A 20,244-nucleotide genomic window follows, 5' to 3' on the forward strand; every position below is an offset into this window, starting at 1 on the left:
GAGTGAGTAATGTCTAGAATTGGAAAAAAACCTATCACAATTCCTGCTGGAATTGAAGTAACAGTAAATGGAACAGTAATTAATGTTAAAAAAGGAAACAATGTTTCTACAGTAGAGACTCATGGAAGAGTTGGAATAGAAGTGGCAGATGGTCAAGTTGTATTAACAAAAAATGGAGATACAAAAGAATCTGCAGCTTTCTGGGGAACTTATAGAGCATTAACTGCAAATGCAGTAAATGGACTACATGAAGGTTTCACAAAAACTTTAGAGATCAATGGAGTTGGATATAAAGCAGCTGTAAAAGGTAATGTTTTAGAGTTAATTTTAGGTTATTCTCATCCAATTAATTTTGAAATCCAAAAAGGTTTAGATATTTCTGTTGAGAAAAACATTATTACAGTTAAAGGTGCAGATAAACAACAAGTTGGACAAGCTGCTGCAATTATTAGAGGCTATAGAAAACCAGAACCATATAAAGGTAAAGGTGTTAAATATACTGATGAGAAAATCATTAGAAAAGCCGGAAAAACTGCTAAGAAGTAAGGTGTAACTATGAGTAGAATAAAAGATTTAGCAAAAAAAGTTGCTTTAAGAATTAAAAGAAAAAAAAGAGTTAGAGCTAATATTTTTGGTACAGCTGAAAAACCAAGAGTATCTATTTTTAAATCAAACAAATACATTAGTGCACAAGCTATCAACGATGTTGAAGGTAGAACTTTAGCAGCAATTAGCTCACAAACTATGGGTTTAAGTGGAAATAAAGAGAGTGCTGTTAAAGTTGCAGCTGAGTTTGCTTCTAAGTTAAAAGCAGCTGGAATTGAAACAGTTGTTTATGATAGAAACGGGTATCTTTATCATGGTGTTGTTGCAGCATTTGCTGACGCATTAAGAGAAAATGGTATTAAATTATAAGGATTAATGATGGCAGTAAATAGAGAAGATTTTCAAGAAGCGATCGTTAAAATCGGAAGAGTAACAAAAGTTGTAAAAGGTGGAAGAAGATTCAGATTTACAGCTTTAGTTGTTGTTGGAGATAAAAACGGTACAGTAGGTTTTGGAACAGGAAAAGCAAAAGAGGTTCCAGATGCTATTAAAAAAGCTTTAGATGATGCATTTAAAAGCTTAGTTACAGTTTCTATTAAAGGAACTACAATTGCACATGATATTGAACATAAATATAATGCAAGTAAAATTTTATTAAGACCAGCTTCAGAAGGAACTGGATTAATAGCTGGAGGAGCTGCAAGACCTGTTCTTGAGCTTGCTGGTTTAAAAGATATTATTGCAAAATCTTTAGGTTCAAACAATCCAAATAACCTTGTACAAGCTACAGTTGAAGCTCTTGCAAGAATAAAAGGATAAGAAGATGATATTAGAAAATTTAAAACCAGCTTGTGGAAGCACAAAAGATGCTAAAAGAAAAGGTAGAGGTCAAGGTAGCGGTAACGGTAAAACTGCTGGAAAAGGTAATAAAGGTCAAAAAGCTAGATCTGGATACAATGCAAAAAGAGGTTTCGAAGGTGGACAACAGCCACTTATAAGAAGACTTCCAAAAGTTGGATTTGTATCAAGAGTAGTTAAACCATATACAATTAATGTTGAAAAAGTAACTGCTATTGCTGAATTACCAGAAATCACAGTTGAAACAATTAGATCTGTATATAAATTATCAAAAACTGTTGTAAAAGTAAAACTTATTGGTGCAACAGCTAAAAATTTAAGTGCTAAGATTAAAGACGAAAACGTTACAACTACTGGAAAATAATTATGAGTAAAGATCTAATAAATAAGATTCTTATTACATTAGGCTTTATTTTTCTATACAGGCTACTGGCATATGTGCCAGTACCTGGAGTTAATATTGATGTAGTTAAAGAGTTTTTTGACTCAAATGCAAATAATGCATTAGGTCTTGTTAATATGTTTAGTGGAAATGCGGTTGAAAGACTAAGTATTATCTCACTAGGAATTATGCCTTACATTACAGCTTCTATTATTATGGAGCTTCTTGCTGCAACTTTCCCAACTTTAGGTAAAATGAAAAAAGAGAGAGATGGGATGCAAAAATATATGCAAATCATCAGATACACAACTATTGTTATTACTCTTATTCAATCTATTGGGGTTTCTATTGGTTTAAATTCACTTACTGGACAAAGTGGTCAAGGAGCAATTTCAATTGATATGAATACATTTATTGCAGTTTCGGCAATTTCAATGCTTACTGGAACAATGCTTTTAATGTGGATTGGAGAGCAAATTACTCAAAGAGGAATTGGAAATGGTATCTCTTTAATTATCTTTGCAGGTATTGTTTCAGCAATTCCTAGTGCTATTGGTGGAACTATTGATTTAGTAAATAATGGACAGATGCATTTTTTAACAGTTATTGGTATTTTACTTGTAATTTTTGCAACAGTTGGAGCTATTATTTATGTTGAGTTAGGTGAAAGAAGAGTTCCTGTTTCATACTCAAGAAAAGTAATTATGCAAAACCAAAGCAAAAGAGTTATGAACTATATTCCTATAAAAGTGAATTTAAGTGGAGTAATTCCAGCTATTTTTGCAAGTGCTATTTTGATGTTTCCTAGTACGATTTTACAAGGAAGTCAAAATAAATATCTAGTAATGATAGCAGATTATTTAAATCCTAGTTCATATACATTTAATCTATTTATGTTTTTATTTGTAGTTTTCTTTGCATTCTTTTATGCATCTATTACATTTAATGCAAAAGATATTAGTGAGAATTTAAAGAGACAAGGTGGATTTATTCCAGGAGTTAGACCAGGGGCTAGTACGGCTGAATTTTTAAATACAGTTGCAGGAAGATTGACTTTCTGGGGTGCTATTTATATGGGACTTATCTCAACTATTCCTTGGCTAATTGTAAAAGCTATGGGGGTTCCTTTTTATTTTGGAGGGGTTTCAGTTTTAATTGTTGTTCAAGTTGCAATTGATACTATGAGAAAAATAGAGGCTCAACAATACTCTAATAAATATCAAACCCTAAGTGCGGTTGGACTATAAAAATGTCTATTGCACTTAGAAAACCCGAAGAGATTGAGAAACTTTATGTTGCAAATCAAGTAGTTGCAAAAACACTAAAATATCTAAGTGAAAACGTAAAAGCTGGAATGACTTTGAAAGAAGTTGATGCCATGGGTGAAAAATTTATAAATAACCTAGGAGCTAGACCATCTTTTAAAGGATTATATGGATTTCCAAATGCTATTTGTACTTCATTAAATGAGGTTATAATACATGGAATTCCTAGTGATGTAGTTTTAAAAGAGGGTGATATTTTAGGAATTGATATTGGAACTGAAGTTGATGGTTGGTATGGTGATAGTGCTATTACTATGCCAATTGGAAAGATTTCTAAAAAAGATGAAGAGCTTATAGCTTGTTCAAAAGATGCTTTGTACTATGCTATTGATATAATTAAAGATGGTATGAGATTTAAAGAGTTGTCAAAGGCTATTGAAGATTTTATTACTAAAAGAGGTTATCAACCATTAGTTAGATTTTGTGGACATGGAATTGGAAGAAAACCACATGAAGAGCCTGAAATTCCAAACTACTTAGAGTATGGAAGTACAAAATCTGGACCAAAAATTAAAAATGGAATGGTGTTTTGTATTGAACCCATGATTTGTCAAAAAGATAGGGAGCCTATTATTCTTAAAAATGGTTGGGATGTTGTCTCAGCTGATGGGTTAAGAGGTAGTCACTATGAGCATACAGTTGCTGTTGTTAATGGACGAGCAGTTATTTTAAGTAGACAAGAAGATTAAAAGGAACGAATGTGGCAAAAGATGATGTGATTATTGTAGATGGAAAAGTTGTTGAAGCTTTACCAAATGCAATGTTTAGAGTACAGTTGGATAATGGACATATAGTTTTATGTCATATCTCAGGTAAGATGAGGATGCATTATATTAGAATATTACCAAATGATACTGTAACAGTTGAGATAACACCTTATTCACTTGATAAGGGAAGAATTGTTCATAGAAAAAAATAGTTATTAAATAGAGAACTTTCTCTATTTAATAAACCTTCTTTAAAATTGATACTAAAGCATATTTTTTGTAAAATCTAGTATGACAAATAAAGTTAAGAATCAAGTTTTAAAATACCTATACAATCAAAAACTTTTTGGAATTAAATATCATAGTGAATTAAATATAAATTTTTATAGTAGTTGTGATTTCTCATTACCAAATAGTTTAGAAGAGCTTAAAAAATCTGTTGAAAACTGCTATTTGTGTGATTTATCAAAAACAAGAAAACATACACTTTTTGGATATGGAGATATCAATTCAAAACTTATGTTTATTTGTGATGAGCCATCAAAAAGTGAAGATGAATTGGGTGCTTTCTTTGTTGGAAATGCTGGTGAAATGTTGGCAAAAATGATTGAGGGTAGTTTAAAGATAAAGAAAGAGGAAGTTTATACTACAAATTTAGTGAAGTGTAGAGGAAAGCAAGAGGCAAAGATTCAAAATTTTGATAGTTGCAACTGTTATTTATTAAAACAAATAGAGATTGTAAAGCCAAAAATTATTGTCGCTGTAGGAGAGAGAGTTTATGACTATTTACTAAAAAATAGTGGTAGTTTTTCAAAAGATAGAGGAAAAGTTTTAAATTTTAACTCTACGAATTTGGTATCAATATATACTCCACTTCATCTATTAAAAAATCCTTCTTTAAAAAAAGATACTTATCTTGATATGTTAAAAATAAAAAATTTATATGAGGAGAGTTTAAGTTGAAAAAGTTAGTTGCTTTGATTTTTATGGCATTTTTACTTGCTGGATGTACACAAAAAGTTGTAAAACTAAAGATGCCCCAAAATGTACCAGCTAAAAAAGTTGATGAAGATAAAAAAACAGTGGTAGAAGAGTTTATCTCAAATGATAGTGTAATTCAAGAAGAGATTATAAACAATAGTGGTTCTAAAAATGAAATTACTTCCGATGAAGATAGTGAAGCTTTACTATCTAATGAAATGGAGATAAAGTTTGATAGTACAAAGGCAAATTTAAAAGTTGCCTTTGTATATCCATCATCTTTAGTTTCAAAGTATGCTAGAAACTCAATAAACACAACTGCTGGGTATTTGTCTTTTATAGAGGCAAACTATAATTTAGTTGTAATTGATAGTCAAAATGAGAGTATGGATAGCATAAATAAGGCTTTTGAAAAGGTTAAAGAAGCAGGTATTACAAAAGTTATTGCACTATTTACACCAAATGCAATAAATAATATAAATAGTTTGGCACTAGATGATATTATGGTATATCTTCCTTTGATTGAAAAAAAAGATAGTTTAGCTACAAATAATAGTTTAATTTTTGGTTCTATCTCTTATGAAGATCAACTTAAAAAATTAAGTTATTACTCAGATGGTCCAAATGTACTATTTTATCAAGATACATATTTGGGAAATAAGTTAAGAAATAGCTATGAAAATACAATCAGCTATACAACTGCAAGAAAAGAGGTAAGAAAAAATGAGACAAATTTCAAATCTTTGGTATCTGATTCAAGATTAAGAAATAGTTCACTATTTCTTAACGTAGATATTGTAAAAAGCTCACTTATTATGTCTCAATTAAGAGCTAATGATATTTATCCAAAATTTATATTTTCAACTCAAATAAATTTTGACCCTATTTTAATGACTTTAACTCAAGATAAAGATAGAGAGAGGTTGGTTTTGGCTAATTCAATAGATAAGCTAAATCCAAAGTTAAGAGATGAGATTATAAATTTTGGTGGAAATATAAATTTTGAGTGGGTAGATTACTCAACTTTAGTTGGAATTAGTTACTTAATAAATGGAAATAATAGCTTTATGCCAACAAAAATTGTAGAAAATCAAGTTGTTTATAATCCTAGACTTTTTAAAAGCACAGATTATGGCTTTGTAGAGATTAAGTAAGATTTGGATAAAATCGCGGTTTATTTAGAAAATGGAGTTTAATTTTGAGAACACATTATAATACAAGTGTAAGAGAAAATTTAATAGGGCAAAAAGTTACAGTTGCTGGATGGGTAAATAGTAGAAGAGATCACGGTGGGATTATTTTTATTGATTTAAGAGATAAAAGTGGTTTAGTTCAGCTTGTTGCAGATCCACAAGATTGTAAAGAGGCTTTAGGGGTTGCTGAGACTGTAAGAGATGAGTTTGTTTTAATAGCAACAGGAACTGTAAGAGCTAGAGGGGAAGGTTTAGAAAATCCAAACTTAGAAACTGGGAAAATAGAGATTATTTTAGAAAATCTTGTTATTGAAAATAGATCAAAAGCTATGCCTTTTGATATAAATGATGAGAAAGTAAATGATGAGATAAAATTAAGAAATAGATTTTTAGAGCTAAGAAGTAAAAAATCATTTGACATTTTCCAACTAAGAAGTAAAGCAACTATTCAAGCTAGAAACAGTCTTGATGAGTTGGGATTTTTAGATGTTGAAACTCCAATTTTAACAAAATCAACTCCAGAAGGTGCAAGAGATTATTTAGTTCCTTCAAGAGTTCATGCAGGAGAGTTCTATGCACTACCTCAATCTCCTCAACTATTTAAACAACTTTTAATGGTAGCTGGATTTGATAGATATTTCCAAATTGCAAAATGTTTTAGAGATGAAGATTTAAGAGCAGATAGACAACCAGAATTTACTCAAATAGATGTTGAGATGAGTTTTTGTACTCAAGAAGATGTAATTGCTGTTGCTGAAAAATTAATCTATGATGTATTTACAAAATGTGGAAAAGATATTCCAAAAACTTTTAAAAGAATGAAATATAGTGAAGCTATGGAAAGCTATGGTTCAGATAAACCTGATTTAAGATTTCATATGCCTTTAATTGATGTTATTGATATATTTGAGAAATCTTCAAATGAAATTTTTACTGATATTGCAAAAGATAAGAAAAACAATAGAATAAAAGCTTTAAGATGTCCAAATGGAGATAATATCTTCTCAAAAAGACAGATGAAAGGTTTTGAAGATTATGTAAGAAAATTTGGAGCAAAAGGTCTTGGATACTTCCAAATGAAAGAAGATGGGCTTAAAGGACCACTTACAAAATTCTTTACTGAAGCTGATTTAGAAGAGATTGTAAAAGTTACAAATCTTGAAGTTGGAGATGTTGTATTCTTTGGAGCAGGGGATAAAAAAACTGTATGGGATTATATGGGAAGATTTAGATTATTTTTGGCAAATGAGATGAATATAGTTCCAGCTGATAAATATGAGTTCTTATGGGTTGTAGATTTCCCTATGTTTGAAGTTGAAGATGGAAAAACAAAAGCTCTTCATCATCCATTTACAATGCCAAAAGATTTAAATAAAGAGGACTTAGAAGAGATTGAATCAATAGCTTATGATATTGTTTTAAATGGAACAGAACTTGGTGGTGGAAGTATAAGAATTCACAAAGAAGAGATTCAAAGTAAAGTATTTGAACTTATGGGAATCTCTCAAGAAGAGGCAAAAGAGAAGTTTGGATTCTTGCTTGATGCTTTACAATATGGAGCACCATCTCATGGTGGGTTTGCTTTAGGACTTGATAGAATGATTATGCTACTTGCTGGAACTGATTCTATAAGAGATGTAATAGCATTCCCTAAAACTCAAAAAGCTCAATGTTTATTAACTCAAGCTCCTTCTGAGGTTGATGAAGCACAGTTAAAAGAGTTACATATAAGAGTAAGAAAAATTGAGCAATAAAAAGGTAGCTTTTTAGCTACTTGCTCATAACTAATTTTTAAAAATACCCTCAAAAATACTAAAACTTAAGCCAACAACTAAATTAATAATATAAAAAAGAATATATATGAATAAACAAAACAAATTTTTACCTACAACAAAAGAAGAGATGAAACAAAGAGCTTGGGATGAACTTGATGTTGTTTTAATAACAGGTGATGCTTATATTGATTCTCCTTTTATGGGAATTGCTGTTGTTGGAAGAATTTTAGAAGATATTGGATTTCGTGTTGGAATTATTGGGCAACCAGATATTACAAGTGATGTAGATATAAAAAGATTAGGTGAGCCAAAACTATTTTGGGGAGTTAGTGGTGGAAGTATTGACTCTATGGTTTCAAACTATACTGCTACAAAAAAGTTTAGAAATGATGATGATTATACTCCTGGTGGAAAAAATAATAAAAGACCAGATAGAGCAACTTTGGTTTATACAAATCTCATTAGAAGATATTTTAAAAACACAGTACCAATAGTTTTAGGTGGAATTGAAGCTAGTTTAAGACGATTAAGTCATTATGATTATTGGTCAAACTCTTTAAGAAAACCAATCTTATTTGATTCAAAAGCTGATTATATGATTTATGGAATGGGTGAACAAGCAATAATAGATTTAGGAAATTATTTAAAAGAGGGAAAAGATGTAAGAACAATTGCAGGGCTTTGTTATATTTCCAAAGAGCCAGTAAAAGACTATTTGCAAATTCCATCACATAAAGAGTGTTTAGATAATAAAGAGAAATATATAGATTTATTTAGAACTTTTTATGATAATAATGACCCAGTTTATTCTAAAGGACTTTGTCAAGAAGTTGATGGAAGATATTTAATCCAAAATCCACCAAGTAGGTATTTAAAAGAGGATGAAATGGATAAAATTGCATCTTTCCCATATCAAAGAGATGTTCATCCCTATAATGCAAAAGATGGAAAAGTAAAGTGCCTTGAAACAATAAAATTCTCTATTATGACACATCATGGATGTTGGGGAGAGTGCAATTTTTGTGCAATTGCTGCTCATCAAGGCAGAACCATAAGAACAAGAAGTGAGAAAAATATTTTAGATGAAGCAAAGCATTTTACAACTATAAAAGATTTTAAAGGGATAATATCTGATGTAGGAGGACCAACTGCAAATATGTATGGCTATGAGTGTGTCAAAAAGGAGAATTTAGGAACTTGTATAGATAATAAAAGATGTGTAGATGCACATAGACTTTGTAGAACTATGAAGGTAAATCATAGTAGAAATATAGAGCTTTTAAGAGATATTAGAGCTATTCCAAAAATCAAAAAAGCTTTTATAGCTTCAGGAATTAGATATGACTTTATAGCTGCTGATAAAAAACATGGTAAAGAGTATTTAAAAGAGATAATTGACCATCATATTTCTGGTCAAATGAAAATAGCTCCTGAACACACAAGCGATGAAGTACTACATCATATGGGAAAACCTGGAAAACAAACTTTGATTGATTTTAAACGAATGTTTGATGAGTTAAATAAAGAGACAGGGAAAAAACAGTTTTTAACATATTATCTAATTGCTGCACATCCAGGTTGCAAAGAGAGTCATATGCACGAACTTAAACAGTTTACAACTCATGAGCTTAAAATTAATCCAGAACAAGCTCAAGTTTTTACTCCAACACCAGGAACTTATTCTGCTGTTATGTACTATACAGAGCTAGACCCATTTACAAAAAAGAAAATTTTTGTTGAAAAAGATACTTTAAAAAAAGAGAGACAAAAAGAGATTGTTGTAGCAAAAAAGAGTTTTTGTAAATCAAAAACTAGTTTTGGGATGCAGGGTTAAAAGAAGATTTTATATCTTCTTTTAACTATTTAAGATAGAGCTTTAAACATATCTTGTGTTACAAGTGATACATCTTTTGTACCATCAAGTTCAATAAAAATGCCTTTTTCTTTGTAATAATTTATTAAAGGTGTTGTTTGTGTATGGTAAGCTTCAAGTCTGCTTTTTACAGTTTGAGCATTATCATCTTTTCTAATCATTAAATCACTCTCACAGTAATCACAAATATCCTCTTTTTTAGATGGATTAAACTCTACATGGAAAGATGCTCCACATTTTGAACAAACTCTTCTTCCTGTAATTCTTCCAACTATCAATTCATCAGGAACATTTAAAGAGATAACTTTATCTAAAGAGATATTTAAATCTTTTAATAGACCATTTAAAGCTTCAGCTTGAGCCAATGTTCTTGGAAAACCATCAAGAATAAATCCATTTTTACAGTCAGCTTCTGCTAATCTATCTTTGATAATACCAATAGTTATCTCATCTGGAACTAATTTTCCTTCATCCATAAATTTTTTTGCTTCCATACCCATATCTGTTTTGTCAGCAATTGCAGCTCTAAACATATCTCCAGTTGAGATTTGTGGAATATTATATTTTTCAATTAGAAACTTTGCTTGAGTTCCTTTTCCAGCACCAGGTGCTCCAAATAGCATTAAGTTCATATTTTATCCTTAAAAATTTTGGCTATATTGTAGTAAAAAAGCTTTTAATAGTTGATAAGTTTTTTAACTTACATTATGCTTTTAAATTGTTTTTGATACAATAAAAGATTAAATCTTAAGAGGAAAATGAATTGAAAAAACTATTTTTAATAATTGGTGCTCCTGGAAGTGGCAAAACTACAAATGCTGAATTAATAGCAAAAAAATATGAAAACATAACTCACTATAGTACAGGAGATATGTTAAGAGCAGAAGTTGCTACTAAAAGTGAAACTGGAAAAGAGATAGAAAATTATATAAATAATGGTTTAATAGTACCTATAAACATAGCTATCAAAACAATAATAAATGCTATAAAAAATGCTCCAACAAACAATATTATAATAGATGGTTATCCACGAAGCTTAGAGCAACTAAATGCTTTGGATGAGTATTTAAAAATAGAAGATGAACTAGAACTTAAAGCTTGTATAGAAGTTGTAGTAAGCCAAAATACTGCGAAAGATAGGGTGCTTGGAAGAAATAGGGGAGATGATGATAAAATAGAGGTTTTTAATAATCGAATGAACGTATATTTAGAACCTTTAAAAGCTATTCAAGATTTTTATGAAGAGAAAAAGCTTTTGAAAAAAATAGATGGTGAGAGAACTATTGAAAAAATTGTAGAAGATATAGATAGTTTTATTAAGTCAAAAATTTAAGATGAATGAAATAAACTTTTATAGTGTTATTATTGGAACAGAGCTTTTAAATGGAAGAAGAGTTGATAAGCATTTTGCTTTTTTAAATAGTGAGCTAATAAAAAGAGGGTGGGAACATAAAGGCTCTTTTATTATAGCTGATGATGTAAATCTTATAGAAAATATTTTTAATATTATAAAAGCTGATAAAAACTCTGTAATGTTTTGTTTTGGTGGAATTGGAGCAACACCAGATGATTTTACTAGAGAGATAGCTGCAAAAGTTTTTACAAACACTATTTTAGAAGAGCATAAAGAAGCGAAAAAAAGAATAATAGAAGAGTTTAAAGAGGATGCTTATCCTTTTAGGGTAAATATGGCAAATCTACCAAAAGATGCAAAGCTTCTTAAAAATGTTGTAAATAATGTAGCTGGTTTTTATCTAGAAGATAGATTCTTTTTTACTCCAGGATTTCCTTCTATGAGTCAAAGCATGGTACTTGAAGCTTTGGATAAATTATATCCTAAAAATAGTAATCAAAAATATAGAAAAACAGTAACTATAAAAACTAGCGAAAATAACTTAATACCAATTATGCAGAAAATTCCAAAAGAGATAGATTTTTCATCTTTGCCAAAAATTATAGGAGAAGAAAGAAGAGTAGTCATAAGTCTAGCTGGATACGATAAAGAAGCAGTAAGTAAATATTTTGAACTATTTATTGATTATTGTATAGAGTTTAAAAAAGAGTATATACTAGAAGATCTTTGAGAGATTAGAATTTACTTTTTTAGTTATTTAGAATTTCATCCAAAAAGCACCCATTCCCATAAGGCTGTTTTGAGTAGTAGAGTTTTGAGTGACAAACAATCAAAGCATGAAACTCTTGATAAACTAATATTAGCTCATCTTCTTCTTTTATCTTTTTTTTTATCTCTTTTTCAAAAAGTTTTTTGATATCTATATATTTTGCTTTTTCATCTACTATTTTATAGTTTACTAATAGTCTTTTTGTGTAAGCATCTACTTTAAAATGTGGTTGTTTAAAACCATATAAAAGCATACTATCTGCTGTCTCCTCACCAACTCCTTTTATATTTAAAAGCTCTTCACGACTTGGAACTCTTCCATTTAATTTTTCAAAAAAATCTATAAAATTAAGCACATATTGTGATTTTTGGTTGCTATAACCTGATGGTTTTATAAGCTCTTTTAACTTATCCAAAGGCATTTTTTTTATCTTTTTATAATCCAAAAAATTGGATTCTTTTAAATTTGTTAAGCTTTGAACAACTTGTTTGAAGCTTCTGTTTTGAGTTAAAATTGAAGCTAAACATACTTCAAAAATTTGATTTTCATTTTTTGGATATGAGTAGTCAAGTTTGTGATAGTAGTTAGGAACTTCCATAAATGGCCACCAACCTTGTGGACCATAAACATCATAAAGCTTATTGTAAATCTTAAATAAATTATTCATCCTCTTTATCCTTTTTTAAAGCTTCAAATGCAAGTAAGCTCTCTTTTCTTTCAATTCCCCATCTATAACCACTTATGGCTCCACTTTTTGAGATTACTCTATGACAAGGAATTAAGTAGCCTATATGATTTTTACCTATTGCATTTGCAATAGCTCTTACTGATTTTGGTTTATCTAGAATATTTGCAATATCACTATATGTTGTAATCTCTCCATTTGGGATATTTATAAGTGCTTTCCAAACATTTATTTGAAGATTAGTGCCTTTTACAAAAAGTGGGTATTTTCTGTTTTTTATAAAGATATTTTCCAAATATTCATATGCAAGTTTTTGATTAAAAACTAAATTTGCATTTTCCCATAGCTCATTAAATCTTTGAAAAACATCTTCTTTATTATTGTCGTAAAAACCTAAATAGCAAACTCCTTTTGAAGTAAATCCAATAAGAGCATTACCAAAAGGAGTTTTCCCAAAGCCATAGGTTATCTTTACATCTCTTCCTTTCTCTTTCCACTCTTTAGGAGTAACTCCTATTAAATTTACAAAAAGTTCATGAAGCCTACTTGTACTAGATAATCCAATATCCAAACTACTATCAAGAATAGATTTAGACTCTTTTATATGTTCTTTGGCATAATTTAGAGTAATACTATGTAAAAACTGTTTTGGAGTAAGACCTACATACTCTTTGAATACTCTTATAAAGTGGTATTTACTCATACCACTATATTTTGCTATTTCATCAATACTAGGATGAGATTTAAAGTTCTCATCTATATATTTTATAGCTTTTTCTATCTGTTTATAAGTAGTATCAACTAAGCTCAATCCTACTTCCTTTTACTATTTAATAAGTTGATTTAGAATAGATAACAAAGTTATTAGCTAATTTTTCAAGATCTTTGTTAATTTTAGCATGTAAATTTGTATCTTCTATGTTATCTAAAACATCACAAATTTTATTTGCGATATATTTAAACTCCTCTTCTTTCATTCCACGTGCTGTTAATGCAGGGCTTCCAATTCTAATACCACTTGTTACAAAAGGGCTTCTAGTTTCTCCAGGAACAGTATTTTTATTTACAGTAATTCCAGCATTACCTAATGCAGCATCTGCATCTTTACCTGAGAAAGGTTTATTTAAGAATGATACTAAAACAAGATGATTATCAGTTCCACCACTTACAAGTTCATAACCTCTACTTACAAGAACTTCACCTAATACTTTTGCATTTGCTTTAACTTGAACAGCATAATCTTTCCATTTTGGATCTAGTATCTCTTTAAAGGCAACAGCTTTTGCAGCAATTACATGCATAAGAGGACCACCTTGAAGTCCTGGGAATATTGCACTATTTATTTTTTTAGCAATATCTTCATCATTTGTCATAATAACTCCACCTCTAGGACCTCTTAGAGTTTTATGAGTAGTTGTTGTAACAACATCTGCATAAGGGAAAGGGCTCATATGTTCACCAGCAGCAACTAAACCAGCAATATGTGCAATATCAGCAAATAGAATAGCACCAACTTTGTTTGCTATATCTTTAAATCTTTTAAAATCAATCTCTCTTGCATAAGCACTAGCTCCACAAACAATGATTTTTGGCATAACAGTTTTTGCTATCTCTTCTACTTTATCATAATTTATTCTTCCATCAAGTTCAACACCATAGTAAAATGCTGAGTAGTTTTGACCTGAAAAACTAGGTTTTGAACCATGAGTTAAATGTCCTCCATGAGATAAATCCATACCTAAAATTTTATCTCCTGCTTTTAGTAGTGCTGCATATACTGCACCATTTGCTTGGCTTCCACTATGTGGTTGTACATTTGCAAATTTACAATCAAAGATTTTACAAACTCTATCAATTGCTAGTTGTTCTACTTTATCAGCTTGTTCACAACCACCATAATATCTTTTATATGGATAACCTTCTGCATACTTATTTGTAAATACTGAACCCATAGCTTCCATTACTGCTGGAGATGTGAAATTCTCACTTGCAATCATCTCTAAATGGTTTGTCTGTCTAGCTAATTCTGCTTCAACTATTTCAAATACCTCTTTATCCGCTATCTCTAATCTATCATTCTCTATATAACTCATTTTTTGCTCCAGTTTTAATTTTTTAAAATACTAACCTAATTTAAGAGTATAAAACAATCCAAAAATTGCTATTTCTTAATTTTCCGACTTATCTAAACTTTCATCATCATTTAGAGATTTCTTCTCTTTAAGTATGGCAGTTGCAACAATTTCTAAATAAAAACTAGCATAATTTTCACTTTGAGCCAAATCAACACTTTTTATAATATCAGCAAAAAATATCTCTTTTGCATCTTCTTGAGTTTTACCAAATTTGCAATTAAAAAACCAAGAGTTAAAACCATCTGGTAACTTTTTACCTTTCTCTCGTTTGATATATTTTCGTATATCATTTTTTATACTATCAATTTGCCTCTCTCTTGTTTTATTTTGTATATCTATATTAAATACTTTTTTCATCTTAAAATCCTTCATTTATAAAATTGGATTATATCAAGAAATATTTGATATAATCATTGATATTATGATAAAAAGAGAAGATTTGCAGTTTAAAATTACAAATAAGATAAAAAATTTAGAAATAGGTGAGTTAAAAGATAACCTTTTTCACTACTCTTACGACAGTAAGACTCTGAAATCTTTATTTAAAAATAATATTTCAAAAGATGACATCTCTTATATTACGGCTCATAGTAGTTTTAAAGGGGAGATTTATGAAAATATCATATATGAACTTTTGATGGATTATGCTTTAAATAATGAGAAAATAAAAGGCTTTGTACTAAAAGGTCCATACCAAGATATGGAGAATAAGTTTATTAAAAGTGGGCTTTTAATAGATAGAACTTCACAAATAGTTTTTAAATCAGCATATAAAGATATAAGTGAATTTGATGCTATGTTTTTTACAGAGGATAAGCTCTATTTTGTTGAGATGAGTACTTCAAAAAAAACTGCAAGTCTAAATAAAAGATTAGCAAAGAAATATGCACTTTTAAAGATGATATTTCCATATTTAGAGATAAATGCTTTAATTGTTGTAACAACTGGTTCTATTGGTTTAAATAACTTTCCATCTTATGCTACGATTTGGGTAACAAAGGATTTAGATGATGATGAGCTAATAGAAAAAATCATTTTTGCTAAAAAAGTTAAAAATGATTTACAAACTTTAAAAGCTCCAGAAGATAAGAAATATTTAGAAGCCTTTAGTCTAAAATATAAAAAATTTGCATATTTTCCAACTTTGGAGTGGATTTTAAATGGTTCTAGAAAGAACCCAAAATTCAAAGTAGATTTAAGTTTTTTTTCAAACTCTAAGATGAATTTATATTTTGATATTTATACAAAACTATATATTGGTTACTTGAACCTAGAGTGTTTCAAAGTATTCTATAAAGACTTTGATATGGAACTTGAAAATAATAGGGTTTTTGTAACATTAGAAAAGGTTACACAAACTCAGATTGATATAGTATATTATGCAAAATTAAAAAATAAAAAGCTATATAGAATAAGAATTGAAGAGGGATTAACCCCTTCTATAAAAGAGAAAGAACCAGATGGTTTTACAAATGCAGAAGTAAGATTCTTTTCAAAAATTTTAGAGGAGAGACATATTTTAAATGCAAAAGATATAAACCATATTTTAAAAAATATCTCAATAATTGAGTTTAAAAAATGACACTTCTTTTTATATATCTATTTTTGGCACTATTTTTTTCAACACTTTGCTCTATTTTAGAAGCTACTGTATTATCTTCAACTCATACATATATAGAGAGTATGGATAAAAACATATATGAGCAAAAAAGTATAGATTTAGTAAAAGAGATGAAAGATGATATTGATGAATCAATATCTGCAATTTTAACACTAAATACTTTTGCTCATACAATGGGAGCAGCAGGAGTTGGTGCACAAGCTGCTATTGTATTTGGTGAACAGTGGCAAAGTTTAGTAGCATTTATTCTTACTCTATTAGTTTTATATATAACAGAGATATATCCAAAAACTTATGCAGCACTCTATTGGAAGAGATTTTTAATCCCAACAGCATATATAATATCTTTTCTGAAAAAAATAACATATCCATTTATTTGGCTTGGCTCAAAAATTACAAACTATATCAAAAAAGGAGCTTTAATTGAAACAAGTTTTTCAAAAGATGAGATTATTGCTCTAGTGAACTTAAGTGAAAAAGAGGGAACTATTCAAGCAAAAGAGAGCGATTTGATTGAAAATTTGTTTAAGCTAAAAAGTATAAAAACAGAGGATATTATGACACCTAGAAGTGTAGTTTTTGCACTTGAAAAAAAGACTAGCATAAAAGAGGCAGTTGCAAATGATAAAACCTATATTCATTCAAGAATTCCAGTTTACGATACAACTATTGATAATATAGTTGGAATTGTATTTAATCAAACTATTTTAGCAGAGAGAATAAAGAAAAATAAAAATAAAAAACTTGAAGATATTATAATTCCAGTACATAAAGTTTCAGAAACTCTATCTGTTTCAGTTTTGATTGACTCCTTTTTAAGAAGGAAATCGCATCTTTTTATTGTACAAGATAGTTATGGACAAACAAGTGGAGTTGTAACTCTTGAAGATGCTTTAGAGACACTTCTAGGAGTTGAAATAGTAGATGAAATGGATGAAGTTACAGATATGCAAGAGTTTGCAAAAGATGAAAGTAAAAAAAGATTTAGTAAATCTTTATTATATAGTATATAAGAATTTTAAATTATGATATTTAGAGTTGTAGCAATACTTTTTTTACTTGTTTTTGCCTCATTTGAAGCAAAAAAGTTTATTAGTAAAAGTAAAGAAGATTTATCTATTGAAAATATAAAAAAAGAGATAGAGCTTAAAAGTGGAGATATTATTGTAAAAAGAGAAAGCAATGAAATAAGCGATTTTGTAGCAACTTTTGACTCTTCTGATTATTCAAATATCGGTTTAATTATTGATACAAAATATGGTTTTAAAGTAGTACATATAGAGCTTGATGAAAATAGTGATGATTTACAAATATCAGATTTCAATGATTTTGTAAATTTCTCAACTAAAATAGCAGTTTATAGACATAAAGATAAAATAGATATTAAAAAGTTATCAGATATTATAAATGATTTACAAAAATTAAGTACTAAATTTGATTACGATTTCTATTTAAGCAACGAGAAACTCTACTCTACTGAGCTTATAAACTTTATATATTTTAAACTTTTTGATGAGAATTTATATACATATTTATCAAACTTTTATGAAAAAGATGAAATTTCTATAAATAGTATTATAAAAAATCCAAAACTAGAAAAAAAATTTGAAATAGATTTTAAGTTTTAGATTTTTTAATACTTTATTGCTCTTGCCAAAGAAGATCTATTTTTATATCGTAAATATCTGTTCTTTTAGGTTTTATAAAAAATTCATCTATTGTATATTTTGAAATATCAAACTCATCATTTATCTTTTCTATCTCTATTTTTAATTTATCTTCTAAGCTATCTTGTAAAGATTTAAGAGTATCTATTTCACTTTCAACACTTTTTATATCACTTCTCTCTTTTAAAGCTCTACTTACACCTTTTGAGCTTGTTGCAACCTTTGAAATAATTGCTGTTTTACTAGATTTCCCAAAAAAAGCTCCTAAAATTGATGTTCCAATAGAGATGATACTATTTGTTGTTGCACTTGTAGCATCTTGTTGCTCTTTTTCTAATCTATCAAAAAGTTTTGATATTTTTTGCTCCAAGATATTGTTCTCTTTCTCAAATTTTTGTTTTAGCTTTTCTATTTCTAAATCTATTTTTTCGTTTAATCTATCTTGAATTCTTATTTTAAAATCATTTAAACTTTCATGTTGTTTTGATGAGAGTTTTAAAATATCATTTTTAAATAGAGTTAATTTAAAATTTCTATATACATAATCGGCAAAATTTCTTTCTAAAAGTTTTAGCTCTTTTTCATTTTGAATAAAACTAGGTAGTTCATAATAAAAAGAGTTTGTTTTCTCTTTATCCTCAAAGCTATCAATTAAAACATCTTCTCTTTCATCAAAATTTATATCTGTAGCTTTTTCATCTAAATATATTTTAAAATTTATATTTTCTTTTAAATCTACATTTTTTAAGGTATATAAATAGTGAATACTACAAGAAAAAAGTAGATAACCTTGCATATAGTAAGCATTGTTTTGAGAGCTATAACTATATTTTTCTTTTATATTACTTACAAGAATTGGTTTTGATTTACCTTTTGAAACATCAATAAATGGTTCATTTATAGATGTTTTATCTTCTTCTATTTTTACATAATTTTTATTTTTCTTATTTTCCATAAGTTTTTTTATAGCATCTTTACTTAAAGGTCCTTTTAGATACGATAATGCCCATCTTGTTTCAAAAGTTTTGATACTCTCTTCATTTATATTTTTCATAATAAAATTTCTTTTAGGAAGAGACCCTAAAGCTAAAGATAAATCTTGTTTATTTAATCCATCTTCACTAGCACTACTAAGTCCATCTATTACCTTTTCAATATCTTGTTTTGTTTGAAGACGACCAATAAACCAAGTTCCAATATTTGATAAACCTTTGTAATCAATATCCACAGGATTTTGAGTTGAAAGTATAATTCCTATTCCAAAACTTCTTGCTTGTTTTAAGAGAGTTAGCATTGGTTGTTTTGAAGGTGGATTTGCTTGAGGTGGAAAATATCCAAAAATCTCATCCATATAAAGTAGAGCTTTTAAAGATGTTGTTCCCTCTTGTCTTCTCATCCAAGCTAATATTTGATTTAGTAAGATTGTTACAAAAAACATTCTTTGAGAATCATTTAAATGAGCAATTGAGAAGATATTAACTTTTGCTTTTCCACTTTGACTATATAACATTTTTGAAATATCTAAACTTTCACCTTCCAACCATGTACTAAAAGATGGGCTTGCAATAATTGTATTTATTTTTAATGCAAATTTTAATCTATCACTTTGTGCAAAAAAAGTCTCCAAATCAAAAACTCCAATTTTTGAAAAAGGTGGAGTTACTATAAGAGTTATTAGCTCTTCTAAGCTTAAATCTTTTTGTTCTTTGAAATAATTTGTAAAAATTGATGCCAAAAGAATTGACTCTTTTGATGTTTCATCACTTTTATCATCTATTAAAGATAAAATTGAGTGAACAGTAGAGTTTATAATATTAGAAAATAGCTCCATATCTTCCAAAATTTCTATGGTAGGAGCTTTAAAAGAGGATAGGATTGATACTTGAATTCCTGCACTGCTTCCTGGTGTGTATATTGTAAAATCAGCACTATCTTTTAACTTTTTTATTCTACTTAAATCTTGAAAATCTCTTTGTATTCCCTCTTTATAATTTTTTGCAACTTTGATTGCTAACTCTTCTTTAGTTAACCCACTATTTGAAACTTCGCTGTCATCAAGCCAGGGTTCAAAATCAGTGGGGTTTAAATCTGGAAAGTTTAAAAGGAGGTTTGTCATATCACCTTTGGGATCAATGATAATTGAAGGTATTTCATCAATAGCAGCTTCTTCTAAAAGTGTAATTCCAAGTCCTGTTTTACCACTTCCTGTCATTCCAATAATTGCAGCATGAGTTAATAAGTCTTTATTCTGATAAACTAATGGTGTTATTTGGCCATCAATTTTCTCTTTTCCAATATAAAAAAGTTTTAATTTTTCGTAATCAAAAGTACTATTCATAAATGTCCCCAAATAAATTTCAAATATTATAACAA

Annotated in this window: 22 protein-coding genes; 16 read left to right on the forward strand and 6 right to left on the reverse strand. The window is 28.8% G+C overall.

All coding sequences use genetic code 11. The features are described from left to right. Window positions 1-9: 9 nt before the first annotated feature. The 11 genes from rplF to ATR_RS03880 all read left to right on the forward strand — a co-directional run bounded on the left by rplF (window position 10) and on the right by ATR_RS03880 (window position 9,601). Entirely contained in the window at window positions 10-546 is a 537-nt protein-coding gene (rplF, locus tag ATR_RS03830; protein ID WP_115428160.1) for a 50S ribosomal protein L6, read from the forward strand. A 9-nt stretch (window positions 547-555) separates the two neighbouring features. After that, window positions 556-915 carry a 50S ribosomal protein L18 gene (gene rplR / locus ATR_RS03835; RefSeq protein WP_115428161.1) on the forward strand — a complete coding sequence of 120 codons (360 nt, stop codon included), beginning with the start codon at window positions 556-558 and terminating at the stop codon, window positions 913-915. 9 nt (window positions 916-924) lie between these two features. After that, window positions 925-1,365 carry a 30S ribosomal protein S5 gene (rpsE, locus tag ATR_RS03840; RefSeq protein ID WP_081757166.1) on the forward strand — a complete coding sequence of 147 codons (441 nt, stop codon included), beginning with the start codon at window positions 925-927 and terminating at the stop codon, window positions 1,363-1,365. Between the two features lie 4 nt (window positions 1,366-1,369). Continuing rightward, entirely contained in the window at window positions 1,370-1,768 is a 399-nt protein-coding gene (gene rplO / locus ATR_RS03845; protein WP_115428162.1) for a 50S ribosomal protein L15, read from the forward strand. A gap of 2 nt (window positions 1,769-1,770) precedes the next feature. Then, window positions 1,771-3,033 carry a preprotein translocase subunit SecY gene (gene secY, locus ATR_RS03850; protein ID WP_115428163.1) on the forward strand — a complete coding sequence of 421 codons (1,263 nt, stop codon included), beginning with the start codon at window positions 1,771-1,773 and terminating at the stop codon, window positions 3,031-3,033. Between the two features lie 2 nt (window positions 3,034-3,035). Beyond that, complete coding sequence (map, locus tag ATR_RS03855; RefSeq protein ID WP_115428164.1) at window positions 3,036-3,800, forward strand: type I methionyl aminopeptidase; 765 nt, start codon at window positions 3,036-3,038, stop codon at window positions 3,798-3,800. A gap of 11 nt (window positions 3,801-3,811) precedes the next feature. Then, on the forward strand, window positions 3,812-4,030 hold the full coding sequence (infA, locus tag ATR_RS03860; RefSeq protein WP_115428165.1) for a translation initiation factor IF-1: 219 nt from the start codon (window positions 3,812-3,814) through the stop codon (window positions 4,028-4,030). 79 nt (window positions 4,031-4,109) lie between these two features. Further along, on the forward strand, window positions 4,110-4,781 hold the full coding sequence (locus tag ATR_RS03865; RefSeq protein WP_115428166.1) for a uracil-DNA glycosylase: 672 nt from the start codon (window positions 4,110-4,112) through the stop codon (window positions 4,779-4,781). Continuing rightward, complete coding sequence (locus ATR_RS03870; protein ID WP_115428167.1) at window positions 4,778-5,953, forward strand: hypothetical protein; 1,176 nt, start codon at window positions 4,778-4,780, stop codon at window positions 5,951-5,953. The genes ATR_RS03865 and ATR_RS03870 overlap by 4 nt, the downstream gene beginning before the upstream one ends. Window positions 5,954-5,997: 44 nt before the next feature. Continuing rightward, entirely contained in the window at window positions 5,998-7,746 is a 1,749-nt protein-coding gene (gene aspS, locus ATR_RS03875; protein WP_115428168.1) for an aspartate--tRNA ligase, read from the forward strand. 106 nt (window positions 7,747-7,852) lie between these two features. After that, complete coding sequence (locus ATR_RS03880; RefSeq protein ID WP_115428169.1) at window positions 7,853-9,601, forward strand: YgiQ family radical SAM protein; 1,749 nt, start codon at window positions 7,853-7,855, stop codon at window positions 9,599-9,601. Window positions 9,602-9,630: 29 nt separating this feature from the next. Here ATR_RS03880 and ATR_RS03885 read toward each other — a convergent pair whose 3' ends face one another. Continuing rightward, a complete protein-coding gene (locus ATR_RS03885) occupies window positions 9,631-10,272 on the reverse strand; it encodes an adenylate kinase (protein ID WP_115428170.1) in 642 nt (213 codons plus the stop codon). Window positions 10,273-10,403: 131 nt separating this feature from the next. Here ATR_RS03885 and ATR_RS03890 point away from each other — a divergent pair, with 131 nt between their 5' ends. Beyond that, window positions 10,404-10,973, forward strand: coding sequence for an adenylate kinase (locus tag ATR_RS03890; protein WP_115428171.1), 570 nt, complete (start codon window positions 10,404-10,406; stop codon window positions 10,971-10,973). Between the two features lies 1 nt (window position 10,974). Next, on the forward strand, window positions 10,975-11,724 hold the full coding sequence (locus ATR_RS03895) for a competence/damage-inducible protein A (RefSeq protein WP_115428172.1): 750 nt from the start codon (window positions 10,975-10,977) through the stop codon (window positions 11,722-11,724). Between the two features lie 19 nt (window positions 11,725-11,743). Here the strand turns inward: ATR_RS03895 and ATR_RS03900 are convergent, their stop codons facing one another. The 4 genes from ATR_RS03900 to ATR_RS03915 all read right to left on the reverse strand — a co-directional run bounded on the left by ATR_RS03900 (window position 11,744) and on the right by ATR_RS03915 (window position 14,940). Continuing rightward, a complete protein-coding gene (locus ATR_RS03900) occupies window positions 11,744-12,430 on the reverse strand; it encodes an endonuclease III domain-containing protein (RefSeq protein WP_115428173.1) in 687 nt (228 codons plus the stop codon). Further along, on the reverse strand, window positions 12,423-13,259 hold the full coding sequence (locus ATR_RS03905) for a bifunctional helix-turn-helix domain-containing protein/methylated-DNA--[protein]-cysteine S-methyltransferase (RefSeq protein ID WP_115428174.1): 837 nt from the start codon (window positions 13,257-13,259) through the stop codon (window positions 12,423-12,425). Before ATR_RS03905 ends, ATR_RS03900 begins: the two co-directional genes overlap by 8 nt. Window positions 13,260-13,278: 19 nt before the next feature. Next, entirely contained in the window at window positions 13,279-14,541 is a 1,263-nt protein-coding gene (locus ATR_RS03910) for a serine hydroxymethyltransferase (protein WP_115428175.1), read from the reverse strand. 75 nt (window positions 14,542-14,616) lie between these two features. Further along, window positions 14,617-14,940, reverse strand: a complete 324-nt coding sequence (locus tag ATR_RS03915; RefSeq protein WP_115428176.1) for a DUF6172 family protein — start codon at window positions 14,938-14,940, stop codon at window positions 14,617-14,619. A gap of 64 nt (window positions 14,941-15,004) precedes the next feature. On the opposite strand from ATR_RS03915, the gene ATR_RS03920 reads away from it, so the two are divergent. From ATR_RS03920 to ATR_RS03930, 3 genes are read left to right on the forward strand one after another with little or no spacing between them, the layout of a single operon-like run. Next, window positions 15,005-16,165 (forward strand): hypothetical protein, encoded by a 1,161-nt coding sequence (locus ATR_RS03920; protein ID WP_228254250.1) that lies wholly within the window; start codon window positions 15,005-15,007, stop codon window positions 16,163-16,165. Continuing rightward, complete coding sequence (locus tag ATR_RS03925) at window positions 16,162-17,217, forward strand: CNNM domain-containing protein (RefSeq protein ID WP_115428178.1); 1,056 nt, start codon at window positions 16,162-16,164, stop codon at window positions 17,215-17,217. Before ATR_RS03920 ends, ATR_RS03925 begins: the two co-directional genes overlap by 4 nt. Before the next feature lie 12 nt (window positions 17,218-17,229). Further along, the gene (locus tag ATR_RS03930) at window positions 17,230-17,832 is read left to right on the forward strand and encodes a C40 family peptidase (RefSeq protein ID WP_115428179.1); all 603 of its coding nucleotides are present in this window, start codon (window positions 17,230-17,232) and stop codon (window positions 17,830-17,832) included. Window positions 17,833-17,845: 13 nt separating this feature from the next. Here the strand turns inward: ATR_RS03930 and ATR_RS03935 are convergent, their stop codons facing one another. Beyond that, window positions 17,846-20,209, reverse strand: coding sequence for an ATP-binding protein (locus tag ATR_RS03935; protein ID WP_115428180.1), 2,364 nt, complete (start codon window positions 20,207-20,209; stop codon window positions 17,846-17,848). Window positions 20,210-20,244: the final 35 nt, after the last annotated feature.

Source organism: Aliarcobacter trophiarum LMG 25534 (assembly GCF_003355515.1).
Lineage (GTDB): Bacteria > Campylobacterota > Campylobacteria > Campylobacterales > Arcobacteraceae > Aliarcobacter > Aliarcobacter trophiarum.

Bases quoted from the DNA above. Each gene is read 5' to 3' on its own strand.
- ATR_RS03915 (WP_115428176.1), bottom strand. From the start codon at position 14,940: ATGAAAAAAGTATTTAATATAGATATACAAAATAAAACAAGAGAGAGG.
- ATR_RS03865 (WP_115428166.1), top strand. From the start codon at position 4,110: ATGACAAATAAAGTTAAGAATCAAGTTTTAAAATACCTATACAATCAA.
- map (WP_115428164.1), top strand. From the start codon at position 3,036: ATGTCTATTGCACTTAGAAAACCCGAAGAGATTGAGAAACTTTATGTT.
- ATR_RS03910 (WP_115428175.1), bottom strand. From the start codon at position 14,541: ATGAGTTATATAGAGAATGATAGATTAGAGATAGCGGATAAAGAGGTA.
- ATR_RS03900 (WP_115428173.1), bottom strand. From the start codon at position 12,430: ATGAATAATTTATTTAAGATTTACAATAAGCTTTATGATGTTTATGGT.
- rplR (WP_115428161.1), top strand. From the start codon at position 556: ATGAGTAGAATAAAAGATTTAGCAAAAAAAGTTGCTTTAAGAATTAAA.
- ATR_RS03920 (WP_228254250.1), top strand. From the start codon at position 15,005: ATGATAAAAAGAGAAGATTTGCAGTTTAAAATTACAAATAAGATAAAA.
- ATR_RS03925 (WP_115428178.1), top strand. From the start codon at position 16,162: ATGACACTTCTTTTTATATATCTATTTTTGGCACTATTTTTTTCAACA.
- rplF (WP_115428160.1), top strand. From the start codon at position 10: ATGTCTAGAATTGGAAAAAAACCTATCACAATTCCTGCTGGAATTGAA.
- rpsE (WP_081757166.1), top strand. From the start codon at position 925: ATGGCAGTAAATAGAGAAGATTTTCAAGAAGCGATCGTTAAAATCGGA.
- ATR_RS03880 (WP_115428169.1), top strand. From the start codon at position 7,853: ATGAATAAACAAAACAAATTTTTACCTACAACAAAAGAAGAGATGAAA.
- secY (WP_115428163.1), top strand. From the start codon at position 1,771: ATGAGTAAAGATCTAATAAATAAGATTCTTATTACATTAGGCTTTATT.
- rplO (WP_115428162.1), top strand. From the start codon at position 1,370: ATGATATTAGAAAATTTAAAACCAGCTTGTGGAAGCACAAAAGATGCT.
- ATR_RS03895 (WP_115428172.1), top strand. From the start codon at position 10,975: ATGAATGAAATAAACTTTTATAGTGTTATTATTGGAACAGAGCTTTTA.
- ATR_RS03935 (WP_115428180.1), bottom strand. From the start codon at position 20,209: ATGAATAGTACTTTTGATTACGAAAAATTAAAACTTTTTTATATTGGA.
- ATR_RS03885 (WP_115428170.1), bottom strand. From the start codon at position 10,272: ATGAACTTAATGCTATTTGGAGCACCTGGTGCTGGAAAAGGAACTCAA.
- ATR_RS03930 (WP_115428179.1), top strand. From the start codon at position 17,230: ATGATATTTAGAGTTGTAGCAATACTTTTTTTACTTGTTTTTGCCTCA.